14 protein-coding genes and 1 pseudogene are annotated in these 15631 nt (G+C 71.3%); 10 read left to right on the plus strand and 5 right to left on the minus strand.

Going from position 1 to position 15631, the window contains the following annotated elements:
- Positions 1-69: 69 nt before the first annotated feature.
- Positions 70-1077, plus strand: coding sequence for a Gfo/Idh/MocA family protein (locus tag N6H00_RS12150; protein ID WP_268971662.1), 1008 nt, complete (start codon positions 70-72; stop codon positions 1075-1077).
- A gap of 48 nt (positions 1078-1125) precedes the next feature.
- On the opposite strand, the gene N6H00_RS12155 is transcribed toward N6H00_RS12150, so the two are convergent.
- The gene (locus N6H00_RS12155) at positions 1126-2748 is read right to left on the minus strand and encodes an alkaline phosphatase D family protein (RefSeq protein WP_268971663.1); all 1623 of its coding nucleotides are present in this window, start codon (positions 2746-2748) and stop codon (positions 1126-1128) included.
- Positions 2749-2921: 173 nt separating this feature from the next.
- Here N6H00_RS12155 and N6H00_RS12160 point away from each other — a divergent pair, with 173 nt between their 5' ends.
- The 7 genes from N6H00_RS12160 to N6H00_RS12190 all read left to right on the plus strand — a co-directional run bounded on the left by N6H00_RS12160 (position 2922) and on the right by N6H00_RS12190 (position 10891).
- The gene (locus N6H00_RS12160) at positions 2922-3695 is read left to right on the plus strand and encodes an SDR family oxidoreductase (protein ID WP_268971664.1); all 774 of its coding nucleotides are present in this window, start codon (positions 2922-2924) and stop codon (positions 3693-3695) included.
- A 349-nt stretch (positions 3696-4044) separates the two neighbouring features.
- A complete protein-coding gene (locus N6H00_RS12165) occupies positions 4045-4653 on the plus strand; it encodes a hypothetical protein (RefSeq protein ID WP_268971665.1) in 609 nt (202 codons plus the stop codon).
- A 153-nt stretch (positions 4654-4806) separates the two neighbouring features.
- Positions 4807-5646 carry a glycosyltransferase family 2 protein gene (locus N6H00_RS12170; RefSeq protein ID WP_329618684.1) on the plus strand — a complete coding sequence of 280 codons (840 nt, stop codon included), beginning with the start codon at positions 4807-4809 and terminating at the stop codon, positions 5644-5646.
- A 134-nt stretch (positions 5647-5780) separates the two neighbouring features.
- Positions 5781-6989: a PP2C family protein-serine/threonine phosphatase gene (locus N6H00_RS12175; RefSeq protein WP_268971667.1), complete on the plus strand. Its 1209-nt coding sequence runs from the start codon at positions 5781-5783 to the stop codon at positions 6987-6989.
- A 19-nt stretch (positions 6990-7008) separates the two neighbouring features.
- A complete protein-coding gene (locus N6H00_RS12180; RefSeq protein ID WP_268971668.1) occupies positions 7009-9462 on the plus strand; it encodes a SpoIIE family protein phosphatase in 2454 nt (817 codons plus the stop codon).
- Positions 9463-9809: 347 nt separating this feature from the next.
- Positions 9810-10379 carry an Hsp20/alpha crystallin family protein gene (locus N6H00_RS12185; protein ID WP_268971669.1) on the plus strand — a complete coding sequence of 190 codons (570 nt, stop codon included), beginning with the start codon at positions 9810-9812 and terminating at the stop codon, positions 10377-10379.
- An 80-nt stretch (positions 10380-10459) separates the two neighbouring features.
- The gene (locus N6H00_RS12190) at positions 10460-10891 is read left to right on the plus strand and encodes a DUF2267 domain-containing protein (protein ID WP_268971670.1); all 432 of its coding nucleotides are present in this window, start codon (positions 10460-10462) and stop codon (positions 10889-10891) included.
- Between the two features lie 49 nt (positions 10892-10940).
- On the opposite strand, the gene N6H00_RS12195 is transcribed toward N6H00_RS12190, so the two are convergent.
- Entirely contained in the window at positions 10941-11843 is a 903-nt protein-coding gene (locus N6H00_RS12195; protein ID WP_268971671.1) for an alpha/beta fold hydrolase, read from the minus strand.
- Positions 11844-11960: 117 nt separating this feature from the next.
- Between N6H00_RS12195 and N6H00_RS12200 the strand changes: the two genes are divergently transcribed.
- Both N6H00_RS12200 and N6H00_RS12205 read left to right on the plus strand, forming a co-directional pair.
- Positions 11961-12851, plus strand: a complete 891-nt coding sequence (locus tag N6H00_RS12200) for a LysR family transcriptional regulator (RefSeq protein WP_268971672.1) — start codon at positions 11961-11963, stop codon at positions 12849-12851.
- Between the two features lie 57 nt (positions 12852-12908).
- On the plus strand, positions 12909-13979 hold the full coding sequence (locus N6H00_RS12205; protein WP_268971673.1) for a tartrate dehydrogenase: 1071 nt from the start codon (positions 12909-12911) through the stop codon (positions 13977-13979).
- A gap of 91 nt (positions 13980-14070) precedes the next feature.
- Here N6H00_RS12205 and N6H00_RS12210 read toward each other — a convergent pair whose 3' ends face one another.
- The 3 genes and pseudogenes from N6H00_RS12210 to N6H00_RS12220 all read right to left on the minus strand — a co-directional run.
- Positions 14071-14223 (minus strand): hypothetical protein, encoded by a 153-nt coding sequence (locus tag N6H00_RS12210; protein ID WP_268971674.1) that lies wholly within the window; start codon positions 14221-14223, stop codon positions 14071-14073.
- A gap of 488 nt (positions 14224-14711) precedes the next feature.
- The gene (locus N6H00_RS12215) at positions 14712-15056 is read right to left on the minus strand and encodes a hypothetical protein (RefSeq protein ID WP_268971675.1); all 345 of its coding nucleotides are present in this window, start codon (positions 15054-15056) and stop codon (positions 14712-14714) included.
- A 250-nt stretch (positions 15057-15306) separates the two neighbouring features.
- Positions 15307-15609: pseudogene (locus N6H00_RS12220) on the minus strand (glycoside hydrolase domain-containing protein); the annotation flags it as partial.
- Positions 15610-15631 lie beyond the last annotated feature (22 nt).

The raw sequence follows: 15631 nt of genomic DNA on the forward strand, positions 1-15631 counted from the left end.
TGCGTTCTCTATGCTCTCAGCAATTCGAATCGGGTCGAACCTTTTACGGACAGGGGGCGTGGGGGCGGAATGGCCGGAACAAGCGGGTCGCAGGCCGTGCGGTGGGGGATTCTGGCGACCGGTGGGATCGCCGCGTCGTTCACCGCGGATCTGCTTCAGATGACGGACGCGCAGGTCATGGCGGTCGGCTCGCGCCGGCCGGAGTCGGCGAAGCGGTTCGCGGAGCGGTTCGGGATACCGCGCGCCTACGGCGGCTGGGAGGAGCTGGCGGCCGATGACGAGCTCGATGTGATATACGTCGCCACCCCGCACTCGGCCCATCGGGCGGCGGCCGGGCTGTGCCTGGAGGCGGGGCGGGCGGTGCTGTGCGAGAAGCCGTTCACGCTCAATGCCCGTCAGGCGAAGGAGCTGGTGGACCTGGCCCGGAGCCGGGGCCGCTTCCTGATGGAGGCGATGTGGACGTACTGCGATCCGGTCGTCCGCCGGATGACCGAACTGGTCCACGACGGCGCGATCGGGGAGGTCCGGGCGGTCCACGCGGACTTCGGGCTGCCCGGCCCCTTCCCCCAGGACCACCGGCTGAGCGATCCGGCCCTGGGCGGCGGCGCCCTGCTGGACCTCGGCGTCTATCCGGTGTCCTTCGCCCAGCTGCTGCTCGGCGAGCCGGACACGGTGCGGGCGGTGGGGCAGCTCTCCCCGCGGGGCGTGGACGTGAACACGGGCCTGGCGCTGGGCTGGGACAGCGGGGCGGTGGCGCTGCTGTCCTGCTCGATCACCGCGGACACGCCGATGACCGCGGCGGTGACGGGGACGGCGGGGCGGATCGAGTTCCCGCGCGGCTTCTTCCACCCCGAGCGCTTCGTGCTGCACCGGCCGGGCCGGGACCCGGAGGAGATCACGGCGGTGGACGGGCTGCGCGCCTACCAGCGCGAGGCGGCGGAGGTGATGCGCGCGCTGCGCGCGGGCGAGACGGAGTCCCCGCTGGTGCCGCTGGACGGCACGCTGGCGGTGATGCGCACCCTGGACGCGGCGCGCGAGCTGATCGGGGTGCGGTACCCGGGCGAGGGCGGGGAGTGAGCCGGGCGGGCCCGGCGCAGGGGATGCGCGCCGGGTCCGCCCGTCCGGTCAGACCTGCTGCAGGCCGGGGTTGCCGGCCTCGCTGACGAACGACGCCGCCGTGGTGAGCGGCGCGTTGGGGGTGGTGACCGCGGAGACCGTCTTGTAGTCGGCCTGGGCCCGCCGCTCGTCCAGCGAGACCGTCACATAGCCGCGCCGGCCGTTGTAGAACTTCATATGCGGGTTGGCGTCCATGTACGTGGCCCAGTTGGCGGGCTTGTCGGCGCCGTCCTTGCCGCTGGCGATGGACGTGCCCACGAACTCCACGCCCAGGGTGCGGGAGGCCGGGTCGTCGAAGTCCCGCTTGATGTCGAAGGCGTAGTGCACATGCACATCGCCGGTGAGCACCACGAAGTTCTCCAGGCTGGCCTGCTCGACACCGGCCAGGATCCGGGCCCGGGAGGCGGGGTAGCCGTCCCAGGAGTCCATCGAGAGCTTGGAGCGCTCGGCGGTGGTGTTCTTCCGCTGCGAGAAGGTGACCTGCTGCGGCAGCACGTTCCAGGTGGCGGTGGAGCGCTGGAAGCCGTCGAGCAGCCACCGCTCCTGGGCGGCGCCGGTGAGGGTGCGCGAGGGGTCCTCGGACTCCGGGCCGGGGTACTGCCAGCCGTCGCCGTACGCCTGGTTGGAGCGGTACTGGCGGGTGTCGAGGATGTCGAACTGGGCGAGCTTCCCGTAGTGGAAGCGGCGGTAGAGCCGCATGTCGGCGCCGTCCGGCCGCTGCGGCATGCGCAGCGGCATGTTCTCCCAGTACGCCCGGTAGGCGGCGGCCCGGCGGATCAGGAACTCCTCCGACGGACCGTCGTGCTCGTCGATGTCGCCCGCGTAGTTGTTCTCGGTCTCGTGGTCGTCCCAGGTGACGTACCAGGGGAAGGCGGCGTGGGCGGCCTGGAGGTCCTCGTCGGACTTGTAGAGCGCGTAGCGCAGCCGGTAGTCCTCGAGGGTCACCGTCTCGGTGTTGAACACCGCGGGCAGGGTGCGGTCGGTGTAGTTGCGGGCGCCGCCCACCGAGTTGACCGCGTACTCGTACTGGTAGTCGCCCACGTGGAAGACGGCGTCCAGGTCCTCACCGGCCAGGTGGCGGTAGGCGGTGAAGTAGCCGTCGTGGTACGCCTGGCAGGACACCAGGCCGAAGCGGACGTCCCGGACCTTCGCGCCCGCGGCCGGGGTGGTGCGGGTGCGGCCGGCCGGGCTGGTCCAGCTCCCGGCCCGGAAGCGGTACCAGTAGACGCGGTCCGGCTCCAGCCCCTTGGCGTCCACGTGCACGGTGTAGTTGAACTCGGCGTGCGCGGTGGTGGTCCCCCGGCGGGCGACGCGCTGGAAGTGCTCGTCGCGGGCGATCTCCCACTCGACCTTGACGGTGCCCTCTTCGGGCAGCCCGTTGCCCGGCTCGTACGGGCGCGGTGCCAGCCTGGTCCACAGCACGACCGCGTCGGGCAGCGGGTCGCCGGAGGCCACGCCGAGGGTGAAGGGGTTGTCGGTGAGCGCTTGCGGAGACACCTGCGCGGCGTGGGCGGTGGGCAGGTTGGTGGTGAAGGCGAGCGCGGCGGCGGCCGCGGTGACGGTGAGGAAGCGGCGGCGTCCCAGACGTGCGGCCGCGGCTCGTATGGCCCGCTGATGCGAGTCGTGTGCCATGTGCTCTCCCCTGGCTCGGTGCGTCAGAGGAATTGGAGTGTCGGGGGACGGCCAGGTGTTTGCCTGTGCACGACAACCGCATGACCGCTGGGTGAGGTCCGGCCCCGGAACGGACCTTTGCGGCGAATCAGCCCGGAGCCGCGGCGGGGTGACGTGGCGTACGCTGCGGCGCCATGAGCGACGGTCGTGTGTCGGTGGTGTCGAAGGTGGCGGTGGTGACGGGCGCGGGCTCGGGGATCGGCCGGGCGGTGGCGCTCGAACTCCTCGACGCGGGCTGGTCGGTGGTGCTGGCGGGGCGCCGCGAGGAGGCCCTGGCGGAGACGGCACGGCTGGCCGGCGGCGGCCCCCCGGCCCTCGTGGTGCCGACGGACGTGGCCAGCCCGGAGCGGGTGGACGCGCTCTTCGCGGCGGTGCGGGAGCGGTTCGGGCGGCTCGATCTGCTGTTCAACAACGCGGGGAGCTTCGGACCGCGCGGCGTGGCGCTGGCGGATCTGCGCTACGAGGACTGGCGGGCGGTCGTGGACACCAATCTGACGGGCGCGTTCCTGTGCGCGCAGGCGGCGTTCCGGCTGATGCGCGAGCAGGACCCACACGGCGGGCGGATCATCAACAACGGATCCATCTCGGCCCACGCGCCCAGGCCGGACAGCGTGGCGTACACCGCCACCAAGCACGCCATCACCGGGCTCACCAAGTCGCTGTCGCTGGACGGCCGCCGGTACCGCATCGCCTGTGGGCAGATCGACATCGGCAACGCGGCGACCGAGATGACGGAGCGGATGCCCACCGGTGTGCCCCAGGCGAACGGGGAGGTGATGGTCGAGCCCGTGATGGACGTCGCGGACGTGGCGCGCACGGTGCGGCATATGGCGTCGCTGCCCCTGGAGGCGAACGTGCAGTTCGCGACGGTCATGGCGACGGCGATGCCGTACATCGGCCGTGGCTGACGGCGCATCGGCCACGACGGACGACACATCGGCCACGACGGACGGAGCATCGGCCATGGCCGGCGGAGCATCGGCCATGGCTGGCGGATGAGGGTTCGTCACCCAGCGTAGATAGCCTCCGTTTGTGGAGATGATGTGAGGATGCGGGTAATTCACCCCATCGGCACAGCGGCTCCGGCGCCCGCTCTCACCAGCCCCCCGGACTGTTCGACACCCGCGCGGTATGGCAGTGTCGTCTCCCACCGCGCAACAGGTTTCACCACGGCCCCACGACCCCGCCTCGTCTCACCACCCCACGACCGCACCCGTGTTCACCGCCCGACCGCCATCCGATCGAAAAGAGACCGCCGTGCGTTCTCTGCCGCTCATCCTGGTCGCCCGTCTGCTGCCCGTCGCCGTCCTCGCCGCCGCGGGTGTGGCCATGACGACGTCGGGCGACTCGGACGCACACGCCACCCCGGCGAGCCCCTCCCCGCACCCCTCGGCCCCGGCCACCGGCTCCGCCGCGCCGCGCTACGCCAAGCCGCCCACGGAGGCGTGCGCCGCCCTTCCGGAAGCGCTGGTCAAGGAGCTGGTGCCGGGTGCGGAACCGGCCGGGAACGAGCTGAAGTCCAGCGACCTCAGCCGCCGCACGGGCTGCAACTGGCACGCCCTGCACGGCTTCGACTACCGCTGGCTGGACATCTCCTACGACGTCTCGGACGTCGCGCGGACCAAGGGCAAGGGCGGCAGCGCGGTGTCCGGGCTGGGCGACGACGCCTCGGTGACCGAGGAGACCACCGAGGACGACGGCCAGGGCATACGCGAGGCGGTGGTGACGGTCCACCAGGACAACGCCACGGTCACCGTGACGTACAACGGCGGCGACTTCGAGAGCCACAAGGCCGCCGGCACCGACGCGATCCGTAAGGGCGCCATCAGCGCGGCCAAGGAAGCGGTCACCGCGCTCGACGACTGACCCCGACGCGCTCATCGGTGAACATCAGCTGTACGGAAGTGGATTCCTGGGTGAACGGTTACGATCGCGGGCATCGCAACCGAGCTCTGGAGTCCCACCGTGTCCGCCGTGTCCGCCACCTCCGACCCACGCCTGGGTATCGCCATCCTGACCATGGGCAACCGGCCCAGGGAGGTGGCGGCGCTGCTGGAGTCGGTCGCGAAGCAGGACCTGCCCCCGGCCCGCGTCGTGGTGGTCGGCAACGGCTCCCCGCTCCCGGAGATGCCCGCCGGGGTGACCACGGTCGAGCTGACGGAGAACCTCGGGGTCTCGGGCGGCCGTAACGTCGCCTGGCGGCGGCTGCGCGAGTTCGGCGACGTGGACGTCGTCGTCGACCTCGACGACGACGGGCTGCTGGTCGACGCCGACGTCTTCCGCCGGGTGCGCGACCTGTACGCCCAGGACCCGCGCCTGGGCATCGTGAGCTTCCGCATCGCCGACGAGACGGGCGAGACCCAGCGCCGCCACGTGCCCCGGCTGCGCGCCTCCGACCCGATGCGCGGCGGCGAGGTGACCACCTTCCTCGGCGGCGGCCACGCCCTGTCGATGCGGATGCTGGAGCAGATCGGCGGCTGGCCGGACGCGTTCTTCTTCACCCACGAGGAGACCGACCTCGCCTGGCGGGCGCTCGACGCGCGCTGGAAGGTCCTCTACGCCCCCGAGCTGCTGCTCCAGCACCCCCGCACCTCCCCCGCCCGGCACGCCGTCTACTACCGCATGACCGCCCGCAACCGGGTCTGGCTGGCCCGCCGCCACCTGCCGCTGCCCCTGGTCCCGCTCTACCTGGGCACCTGGACGCTGCTCACGCTCGCCCGCACCCGTTCCGTGACGGGGCTGCGGGCCTGGGCGGGCGGCTTCCTGGAGGGCCTGCGCACCTCCTGCGGCCGCCGCCGGCCGATGCGCTGGAGCACGGTGTGGCGCATGACCAGGCTGGGCCGCCCGCCCGTCATCTGACGGACGGCGCGGCACCCCGTGGGAGCCGGTGCCCGCGCCCCGTGCTCCCCCGGCGTCCGCTCCCCCCGGCGTCCGCTCCCCCCGGCGTCTGCTCCCCCAGGCGTCGCAGGGCCCACCGCCGTAAGGTTGACCGCATGGTGGACGCGAACGTGTCGACCTCGGCCGAGACCGCTGAGCAGTTGCTGGAGGAGCTGCTCCGGGCCACCCACGAGGCATCGCCCGCGGAGCTCCCGGGGGCCTTGGACCGCTATACCGAGGCCATGCGCATGGGCCGTGCGGTCGTCTACCTGATCGACCTCCAGCAGCGGCTGCTGATGCCGCTCGCCGAGGGTGAGCCGCGCCTGGGCCTCGACGACTCCCTGGCCGGTTTCGCCTACCGGACCGACACCGTACGGGTCGAGGAGGACGGCGCGGACGGGCTGGCCCTGTGGCTGCCGCTGATGAACGGCGCGGAGCGGCTGGGGGTGCTCCAGCTGCGGACGATCTCCCTGGACGGGCTCACGCTCTGGCGCTGCCGGATGCTGGCCTCGCTCCTCGCCCTGGTCATCACCTCCAAACGGACGTATCTCGACACCTTCGCGCAGCGCATCCGCACCCGGTCCATGCAGCTGCCCACGGAGATGGTGCGGGCCTTCCTCCCGCCCCGCTCCATCGGCACCGGCCGGGTGGTCTCGACGGCCGTTCTGGAGCCCGCGTACGAGCTGGGGGGCGACGCCTTCGACCATTCGTTCACCGAGGACGTCCTGCACGCCTCGATCCTCGACGCCATGGGCCACGACCTGGCATCCGGGCTGACCACCTCCGTGGCCATGGCGGGCAGCCGCAACGCCCGGCGCACCGGCGCCGATCTGGCGGCCCTGGTCACCACCGTGGACGAGGCGCTGGCCACATGGCTTCCGGACCAGTTCTGCACGGGCGTCTTCGTCCGGTTGCACATGCCCAGCGGGGTGCTGCGCTGGGCCAACTGCGGCCATCCCACGCCGTTGGTCATCCGCCGCCAGCGGCTGCTGGAGAAGGAGCTGGAACGGGCCTTCGAACCCCCGCTGGGGCTGCCCGCGCAGCTGTCGGACGCCACCCGGCAGATCCATGAGACGGCCCTGGAACCCGGGGACCGCGTCCTGCTCTACACCGACGGGGTCGTGGAGTCGCGCGACGAGGGCGGCGAGCAGTTCGGCCTGGAGCGCTTCGCCGACCACATCATCCGGTCGACGGCCGCCGGGCAGAGCGCCCCCGAGGTGCTCCGCCTGCTCATCCACGCGATCCTCGACCACCGGCACCGCGAACTCAGCGACGACGCCACGATCCTGATGATCGAGTGGCATCCGCCGGATCCGGGCCCATGAGCCGCCTGGGCGATGTGCGATGACGACCCCCGACCCCACTGACCCCACCGCCCCCCGGGGCCGGCCGGACGCGCCGCCCGGAACGGCCGGCCTGGCCACGGCCACGGTCGACGACCACGGCGTGGTGACCGGGTGGAGCGAGGGCGCTCGGCAGTTGCTCGGCCACCGCGCCGAGGAGGTCCTGGGGCGGAGGGCGGCCGAGCTGCTCGCCGAGCCCACCGCCGGGGACACCGCGGGCGGCGCCGGGCCGTGCCTGGCGGAGGGGGCCCGGTGGAGCGGGACGGTCGCGCTGCGCCACCGGGACGGCCATCGGGTGGAGGTCGAGCTGCTGGCCCACCGCGGTCCGGTGGCGGAGGACGGAGCCACGGGCTGGCTCCTGGTCTCCGCCGTACCCCGGGAGCCGCTCCCCCGCGACGCACCGGCCCTCCAGGACCCGGGTGCGGCGGATCGCGGGTTCGTCCAGTCCCCGTGCATCCTGGCCCTCTTCGACACGGAGCTGCGGCTGATCCGGGCGAACGCCGAAATGGAGGCCACCACCGCCCTCAGCGAGGACCGGATGCGCGGGCTGCGGCTGTCGGAGCTGGTCCCCCACCGGGAGAGCGATCGGGTCGAGCGCGCCATGCGCCGGGTGCTGGAGAGCGGTGAGCGGCACGACCTGGAGTCGGGGCGTCTGCGGTTGCCGGGCCTGAGCCACGAGCACGCCTATATGGTCTCCCTGGCCCCGCTGACCGACCCGGCCGGCGGGCTCCGCGGCGTGTGCTTCGCGGCGTACGACATCACCGCCCAGCGCGAGGCCCGCCAGCGGCTGCTGCTGCTCAGCGAGGCGGGGGCGCGGCTGGGCAGCACCCTGGACCTGGACCGGATCGCCCAGGAGCTGGTCGAGGTGGCGGTCCCCCGGTTCGCCGATTTCGCCAACGTCGATCTGCTCACCTTCCTCCACGACGGCGACGAGCCGCCGGAGGGACCGCTGAGCGCGCCCATCACCCTGCGGCACACGGCCCACCGGTCCGTCCTGGAGGGCGCCCCGGAGGCGCTGGCCGGCATCGGGGGCCTGATCACGCACCCCGAGCACTCCCTCACGGCCAGGAGCCTGACCGAGGGCCGGGCCGTGCGGTACCAGATAACGGCGCCCCTGCTGGCGAGCTGGGAGGCCAGGGACCCGGTGCGGGCCGCCCGGATCCGCGACTACGGGATACATTCGGTGATCATGGTGCCGATGCGCGCCCGCGGGGTCACCCTCGGCGCCGCCTCCTTCGCCCGCCACCGCACACCGACGCCGTTCACCGCGGACGACGTGCTGCTGGCCGAGGAGCTCACCGCACGAGCGGCCGTCTGCGTCGACAACACCCGCCGCTATCTGCGCGAACGCAGAACGGCCCTGACCCTCCAGCGCAGTCTGCTGCCGCAGCGGATGCCCGATCTGACGGCGCTGGAGGTCGCCTCCCGCTATCTGCCCTCGGGCACCTACGCGGGGGTGGGCGGCGACTGGTTCGACGCGATCCCGCTCTCCGGCGCCCGCGCCGCCGTGGTGGTCGGCGACGTGGTGGGCCGCGGCCTGCGGGCGTCCGCCACCATGGGGCGGCTGCGCACCGCCGTACGCACCCTGGCCGATATCGACCTGCCGCCCGGTGAGCTGCTGACCCACCTCGACGACCTGGTCACCCGGCTGTCCTCGGAAGAGGACCCCGAGATGCCCGCGGCCGTCGGCGCCACCTGTCTGTACGCGATCTACGACCCGGTCTCCCGGCACTGCGCCATCGCCGCCGCGGGCCACCCCGCACCGCTGGTGGTCAGCCCGGAGGGCACCGCCGACCTGCCCGCCCTGTCCATCGGCCCGCCCCTGGGGCTGGGCGGGCTGCCCTTCGAGACCACGGAGACGGAGCTACCCGAGGGCAGTGTGCTCGCCCTCTACACCAACGGCCTGATCAACAGCCGCCACCGGGAGATCGGCGAGGGGCTCGACACCCTGCGCAACGCCCTGAGCAGTCCCGTCGCCTCCCTGGACGCGCTCTGCGACAGCGTGCTGCGCGCCCTGCTCCCGGCCCGTCCCGACGACGACATCGCCCTGCTCCTCGCCCGCACCCGGGCGCTCGGCACCGACCGGGTCGCCACCTGGGCGATCCCCCCGGACGCGGCCGCCGTCGCCGACGCCCGCCGGAACACCGTCGAGCGGCTGACCGACTGGGGACTGGAGAAGGCCGTCTTCACCACCGAGCTGATCGTCAGCGAACTGGTCACCAACGCGATCCGTTACGCCCGCCCGCCCATCCGGCTGCGGCTGATCCGCGACCGCGCCCTCATCTGCGAGGTCTCCGACGGCAGCAGCACGGCACCCCATGTACGGCGGGCCCGGGTCTTCGACGAGGGCGGCCGCGGCCTGATGCTGGTGGCCCAGATGGCGACGCGCTGGGGCACCCGGCAGAGCACGGACGGCAAGACGATCTGGGTCGAACAGGACCTCGCCTCCGGCTGAACCGGGCCCCGGACAGAACCGGGCCTCGGCTGAACCGGGTCCCGGACAGAACGGTGCCGGACTGAACGGCGCCGGACTGAACGGCGGCGGCACCTTCGCGAACCGGCGGTCACCCACGAGGCACAGCCGCAGATGGCGGGAGCCGGAAGGGCCGCGTGAACGCGGTGCGCGGCGCGGGCCTTCCGTTCGAGGTGCAGGCCGCGCCGACCCTGCTCATGCTGGACGGGGGGAGGTGACGGCCGCGCCCGACGGCGATCCCCACCCATCCGAGCCACACATCCGAGCCACGCATCCACCCCCCGCATCCGCGCTATGCACCCGCTACACATGACCGGAGGTGAAGGGTGATGAGCACACCCGCCCGACGACAGCCACAGCAGCGCCAAGGCGCGATGGACCGCCCCCGGGTGTGGGCGCGCAATCCGCTGGCGGAGTTCGACGATCTGCTCAACCAGATGGGCGGTCTGCTCGAATCCACGGTGGGCGGAGCGCCGATACCCGGTATCGCGTGGGCACCCGCCGCCGATGTGATCGAAGCGGACGAGGCGTACCACGTCGAACTCGAGCTCCCCGGGGTCAAGGGCCGGGACATCAACATCGAGGTCAACGGCCAGGAGTTGACCGTCTCCGGGGAGATCAAGGAACGGGAGCGCAAGGGCGTCCTGCGCCGCGGCGGCCGCCGCACCGGCCGTTTCGAGTACCGGCTGCTGCTCCCGAGCGAGGTGAACACCGAGAACGTCAGGGCGGCCATGTCCGAGGGCGTCCTCACGATCACCGTTCCCAAGGCGGAGATCGCCAAGCCCCGCCACATAGAGATCACCGAGAGCATCCAGGCGCAAGAACAGCCCCCACAGCAACAGACACAGCAACAACAGCCGCAGCAGCCGCCGTCGCAGCAGCCGCCGGGCGGTTACTGAGGCCGCGAACCGGCTCTCTCACCCCGCGGCGGCCCCCGCTCCGCCGGGCGGCCGCCGCGGGCACCGGAAGGACGAACACGATGGTCGCCACAGGTTTTCCCGCGTTCGACACGACGGTCGACAAGACCAACCGGCTCCTCAGGGAGATCGAGGAGGCGTACGGCTGGCCCAAGGAGCGCCGCAAACAGTCCTATGCCGCCCTGCGCGCGGTCCTGCACCAGCTGCGGGACCGGCTGACGGTGGACGAGGCCGTTCAGTTCGGCGCCCAGCTCCCGATGCTGGTGCGCGGCATCTACTACGACGGGTGGAAACCCGCGGAGACGCCCGTGAAGATGCACAGCGAGGAGTTCTTCCAGCGCATCCGGCACGACTTCCCGTACTCGATCCAGGGCGACACCGAGCAGCTGGTGCACACCGTCCTGGCGGCCCTTCAGCGCCATGTCAGCGAGGGCGAGTGGCACGATCTGAGGGCCCGTATGCCCGCCGACCTGGTCACCGTCATCCCGGCGTAGCAGGTGCCGCCCCACGGCGGACGTGGCCGGCACCGCCCCCACGGCGGGGTCAGGCGCCGCCGTGGTCCGCCAGGAACGCCCGCAGCTGGTGTGCCGTCTCGGCCGGCGCCTCCTCGGGAAGGTAGTGGTCGCACGGCAGGGCCTGCCCGCGCACATCGTCCGCGTAGCCGCGCCAGGCCGCCAGTACGTCGTAGTGGCGGCCCACGAAGCCGTGCGCGCCCCACAGGGCCAGGACCGGCGCGGTGACCCGCCGGCCGGCCGCGGCGTCCGCGTCGTCGTGGACCAGGTCGAGGGAGGCGGCGGCCCGGTAGTCCTCGCAGGAGGCGTGGATGGCCGCCGGGTCCGAGAAGCAGCGCACGTACTCGGCCAGGGCCGCCTCGCTGAACGGGGTTCCGCCGTGGTGGCGGGCCCCCATCCGGGTCCGGACCCAGAACTCCGGGTCCTGGCCGATCAGGTGCTCCGGGATGCCGTTGCCCGCCGTCAGGAAGAACCAGTGGTAGTAGCCGAGACCGAACCCCATGTCGGCGTGGTGGAAGGCGTACCGCGTCGGCACGATGTCGAGGACCGCGAGCGCCGAGACCGCCTCCGGATGGTCCAGCGCCAGCCGGTGGCCGACCCGGCCGCCCCGGTCGTGGCCGACGACCGCGAAGCGGTCGAAGCCCAGCTCCCGCATCACCAGCAGCTGGTCGCGCGCCATGGACCGCTTGGCGTACGGGGTGTGCGCGTCGTCGGAGGGCGGCTTGGCGCTGTCGCCGTAGCCGCGTAGGTCGGTGAGCACCACGCGGTGCGTGGCCGCGAGCACCGGGGCGACGTGGTGCCAGATCAGATGGGTCTGCGGATAGCCGTGCAGCAGCAGGACCGGCGGGCCGTCCCCGGCCGTGCGCACGTTGATGCGCACCCCGTCGGCGTCCACGGTGCGGCGGTCGAAGTCGCCCAGCAGCTGATCGCTCATGGTCCGATCCCAGCAGCGGCCGGTGGTGCGTGTCCAAGACCGGTTGCCGACAATCCTTATAGGGGCGCCCTATAAGAAGAGGCGGCCGACGGGACGGAACACGGGAGGCGGCACGCGGTGGATGTGCGGCAGCTGGAGTACTTCCTGGCCGTGGTGGACCACGGCGGATTCAACCGGGCGGCCGCCGCGCTGTATCTGTCGCAACCGTCCCTGTCCCAGGCCATCCGCGCCCTGGAGCGCGACCTGGGCAGCGACCTCTTCCACCGCATCGGCCGCCGGGCGGTCCTCACCGACGCGGGCACGGCACTGATCGAACCGGCGCGGGACGCCGTGCGCAGTCTCCAGCTGGCGCGGGCCAGTGTGGAGTCGGTGCACGGGCTGCGCGGCGGCCGGGTGGACATCGCGGTCCCGCCGTCCCAGGCGGTCGAACCGCTGACGGGAATGATCGACCGCTTCACCCGGGCCCACCCCGGGGTGTCCGTGCGGGTGCAGGCCGCGTTCACCCCCCGCGATGTGACGGAGATGGTGCGCACCGGCGTGTGCGAACTGGGCCTGCTGGCCTCCCCCGGCCCCACACCGCAGTCAGACGTACGCACCCACCCCCTGCACGAGCAGCGCTTCGTCCTGCTGGCACCCCCGGACGGCCCGTTCCGCCCCGGGGCGCCGGTGCGCCATGAGCAACTGTCCGGCCACCGGCTGATCGTGGGGCAGAAGGGCACGGGCATGCGCCGCTACGTCGACGACCTCCGGGCCACGGGCGTCGAGCTGACCGTCGTGGTCGAGACCGAGCACCGGGTGGCGATCCTGCCACTGGTCCTGCGGGGCGTCGGCCTGGCCGTGGTCGCCGACGCCTGGCGCGGCCTGGCGGAGCGGGCGGGCGCCCTGGTCCTGGACCTGGAGCCGACCACCAGCCTGCACATCTCCCTGGTCAGCAGGCGGGCTCCGCTGACACCGGCGGCCGAGGCGTTCGTGCGCACGGCCACGGCGCCCGATAAGGAGGGCCTATAAGAGAGATGGATTCTGCGTCTTGGACGGGTGCGGCAGGCCCCTGTTGCAATCCTCTCCATGACGAACCGCCGCACGACCAACCATCACATCGCCCTGATCCCCGGCGACGGCATCGGCACCGAGGTCATCCCCGCCGCCCGCCGCGTCCTGGACGCCGTCGCCGCCCGGCACGGCCTCGGCTTCACCTACGAGACGTTCGACTGGTCCTGCGAGCGCTACGTCCACCAGGGCGCGATGATGCCCGACGACGGCCTGGAGCGACTGCGCGGCCATGACGCGATCCTGCTCGGCGCGGTCGGCTACCCCGGCGTCCCCGACCACGTCTCCCTGTGGGGCCTGCTGATCCCCATCCGCCGGGGCTTCCAGCAGTACGTCAACCTGCGCCCCATCCGCGTCTTCGAGGGCGTGCCCAGCCCGCTGCGCGACGCCCGGCCCGGCGATGTCGACCTCGTCGTCGTCCGCGAGAACGTGGAGGGCGAGTACGGCGAGATCGGCGGCCGCCTCGGCCGGGGCCTCCCGGAGGAACTGGCCGTCCAGGAAGCGGTGTTCACCCGCAAGGGCGTGACCCGGATCCTGGACTACGCCTTCTCCCTGGCCGGGAGCCGGGCCCGGCACCTCACCTCGGCGACCAAGTCCAACGGCATCATCCACACCATGCCCTTCTGGGACGAACTCGTCGCCGAACGCGCCACCGCCCACCCGGAGGTGGCCTGGGACCAGGAGCACATCGACGCCCTCGCCGCCAAGTTCGTCCTCGACCCCAAGCGCTTCGACGTCGTCGTGGCCTCCAACCTCTTCGGCGACATCCTCAGCGACCTCGCCGCCGCGGTCGCCGGCAGCATCGGCATCGCCCCCGCCGCCAACCTCAACCCCGAACACGACTACCCGTCCATGTTCGAACCCGTCCACGGCTCCGCCCCCGACATCGCCGGCCGCGGCATCGCCAACCCCCTCGGCGCGATCTGGTCCGCCGCCATGATGCTCGACCACCTGGGCCACCCCGAAGCCGCCACCCACATCACCGACACCATCGCGACCGTCCTGGCCAAGACCCCGGTACGCACCCCGGACCTGGGTGGCACGGCCACCACGACGGAATTCACCGACGCCCTGCTGGAACTCCTCTGACCCTCCGCCGCCCCCTGGGACCACCGTCCCGGGCCGGGGCGGCGCTGCGGCGGGCGGACGAGTCGGCCTGTACGCCGGGTATCAGGGACTTTCAGCCGAGGTCCGAGAACCAGGCCTCGATGGCGGACATCCCACGCGCGCCGGCCTGCGGCATGAAGTGCGTGTACGTCCGGAGCGTGAACGCCGGGTCGGAGTGCCCCAACCACTTCGCGAGCGAGACGATCGACTCACCGGCATCGAGCATCACCGAGGCGTAAGTATGGCGGAGGATGATGTTCCTTCCTGGAGAGTCTGGTGAGGGGTGCGATGCCGAACTTCAAGAGGACAGCAGCCGCGGCCATGGCGATGACAGCGCACACCGTGATGGACGGATTAACCCATGCAGGAACCAGGTCGAAGTGCGCATTGCACTTGTTGCGCAGTGGAAAGAACTTCTGGAATTCCGCTGCGTGTGCGTCCCTGTACGCCCTGTCGTAGTACTCGTGATGGACGAACTGGCATGTTTTGCGGACGTCGAGCCCTCCTCTGAACACCCCCCAGATCCATGTCACGAGGCCCGCGAAGAGCGCTACGGAGCAGACACGTGTCCACCACAGTGGGCGCCGCCATGATCGGTCTCGAAGGCCGGTCACGATGCGGAAGGGGTTCCACAGGTTCCACACCAACCAGCCGCTGAGGACCACTGCGGCGAAAAGGGCTCCTACTTGCTTCATTCCGATGTTCTATCTGTCGTCACCGGTCGGCGCGTGCGCGGGCTGCCTTGAGGTACTTCTCATGGTTTGCCTGGTACAGGGACAGATTGGCAATCTCCGTTCCCATCCGGGCCAGCAGCGCGTCGACGAAGCCCTGCTCGAAGTTGCTGAGCTTGTCACCACCGCCAGGGAGGTTCTGGTAATCCGCCGGAGCCACCACTCCGGCTAGGGTGATGAGTTGGGACTGAGCGACAGACAGCGTTGCGTCCACCGCGGTCAGGGCGTTGTGCGCGGAGGTCTTGCAGTCGGTGGCGTTGCCCCACCGGTTGGTGAAGTAGTCGTTGAAACGCTTGAGGCCGCCGCCACCGTTGTAGTGGTCCTTCACGGCATCGACTTACGAGGTCCCTGTCCCCATACGATCGATGGCGGATGTACTCCATGACGAGCTGACTGCGCTTCTGACCGGTGGCGCCATAGGCGCCGGCCAGGTCGTACAGCTTCTGGACGTAGGCGATGAAGTCGTCCGCAGGCCCGCCGGCGTCCTTCACCGACGAGACGCCGCGGTCGAGGCCAGACACAGCGTCGTTGTCCAGATCGAACCCGTCAGAGCCGTTGGTGACGTGGAATTCCTTGATCTGGTTGAAAGTCCAGTTCCTGGGGATGGGGAAGCCAAGGTTCCCGGAGAACCCATAGGACATGCCAGAGATGAAGGAGTAGCGAGCGAACGTCTTGTTGCTCACGTTACTGCAGACATTTCTTGATCCGTACACACCGTGGGTGTACTTCTTACCCTGGCTGGCTAGGGCGGCCTGCACTCCGTGGAAGTACGGCACGATGGCGCTCGCGATCTCTTCGCCGGTCGCGTCGTAGTCGACGGCGAAGTAGATGGTGGTACCCCTGTTGAAGCCGTATTCGGAGGCACACTTATGCGCGTTCAGACCATGGCTGTAGCCGTTAGTG

Origin of the sequence: Streptomyces sp. S465, from assembly GCF_026898115.1 — a bacterium.
In the GTDB taxonomy this organism is placed as follows: Bacteria; Actinomycetota; Actinomycetes; order Streptomycetales; family Streptomycetaceae; genus Streptomyces; species Streptomyces luomodiensis.

Bases quoted from the DNA above. Each gene is read 5' to 3' on its own strand.
- N6H00_RS12185 (WP_268971669.1), top strand. From the start codon at position 9,810: ATGAGCACACCCGCCCGACGACAGCCACAGCAGCGCCAAGGCGCGATG.
- N6H00_RS12160 (WP_268971664.1), top strand. From the start codon at position 2,922: ATGAGCGACGGTCGTGTGTCGGTGGTGTCGAAGGTGGCGGTGGTGACG.
- N6H00_RS12180 (WP_268971668.1), top strand. From the start codon at position 7,009: ATGACGACCCCCGACCCCACTGACCCCACCGCCCCCCGGGGCCGGCCG.
- N6H00_RS12205 (WP_268971673.1), top strand. From the start codon at position 12,909: ATGACGAACCGCCGCACGACCAACCATCACATCGCCCTGATCCCCGGC.
- N6H00_RS12195 (WP_268971671.1), bottom strand. From the start codon at position 11,843: ATGAGCGATCAGCTGCTGGGCGACTTCGACCGCCGCACCGTGGACGCC.
- N6H00_RS12170 (WP_329618684.1), top strand. From the start codon at position 4,807: ATGGGCAACCGGCCCAGGGAGGTGGCGGCGCTGCTGGAGTCGGTCGCG.
- N6H00_RS12175 (WP_268971667.1), top strand. From the start codon at position 5,781: ATGGTGGACGCGAACGTGTCGACCTCGGCCGAGACCGCTGAGCAGTTG.
- N6H00_RS12150 (WP_268971662.1), top strand. From the start codon at position 70: ATGGCCGGAACAAGCGGGTCGCAGGCCGTGCGGTGGGGGATTCTGGCG.
- N6H00_RS12155 (WP_268971663.1), bottom strand. From the start codon at position 2,748: ATGGCACACGACTCGCATCAGCGGGCCATACGAGCCGCGGCCGCACGT.
- N6H00_RS12190 (WP_268971670.1), top strand. From the start codon at position 10,460: ATGGTCGCCACAGGTTTTCCCGCGTTCGACACGACGGTCGACAAGACC.
- N6H00_RS12210 (WP_268971674.1), bottom strand. From the start codon at position 14,223: ATGCTCGATGCCGGTGAGTCGATCGTCTCGCTCGCGAAGTGGTTGGGG.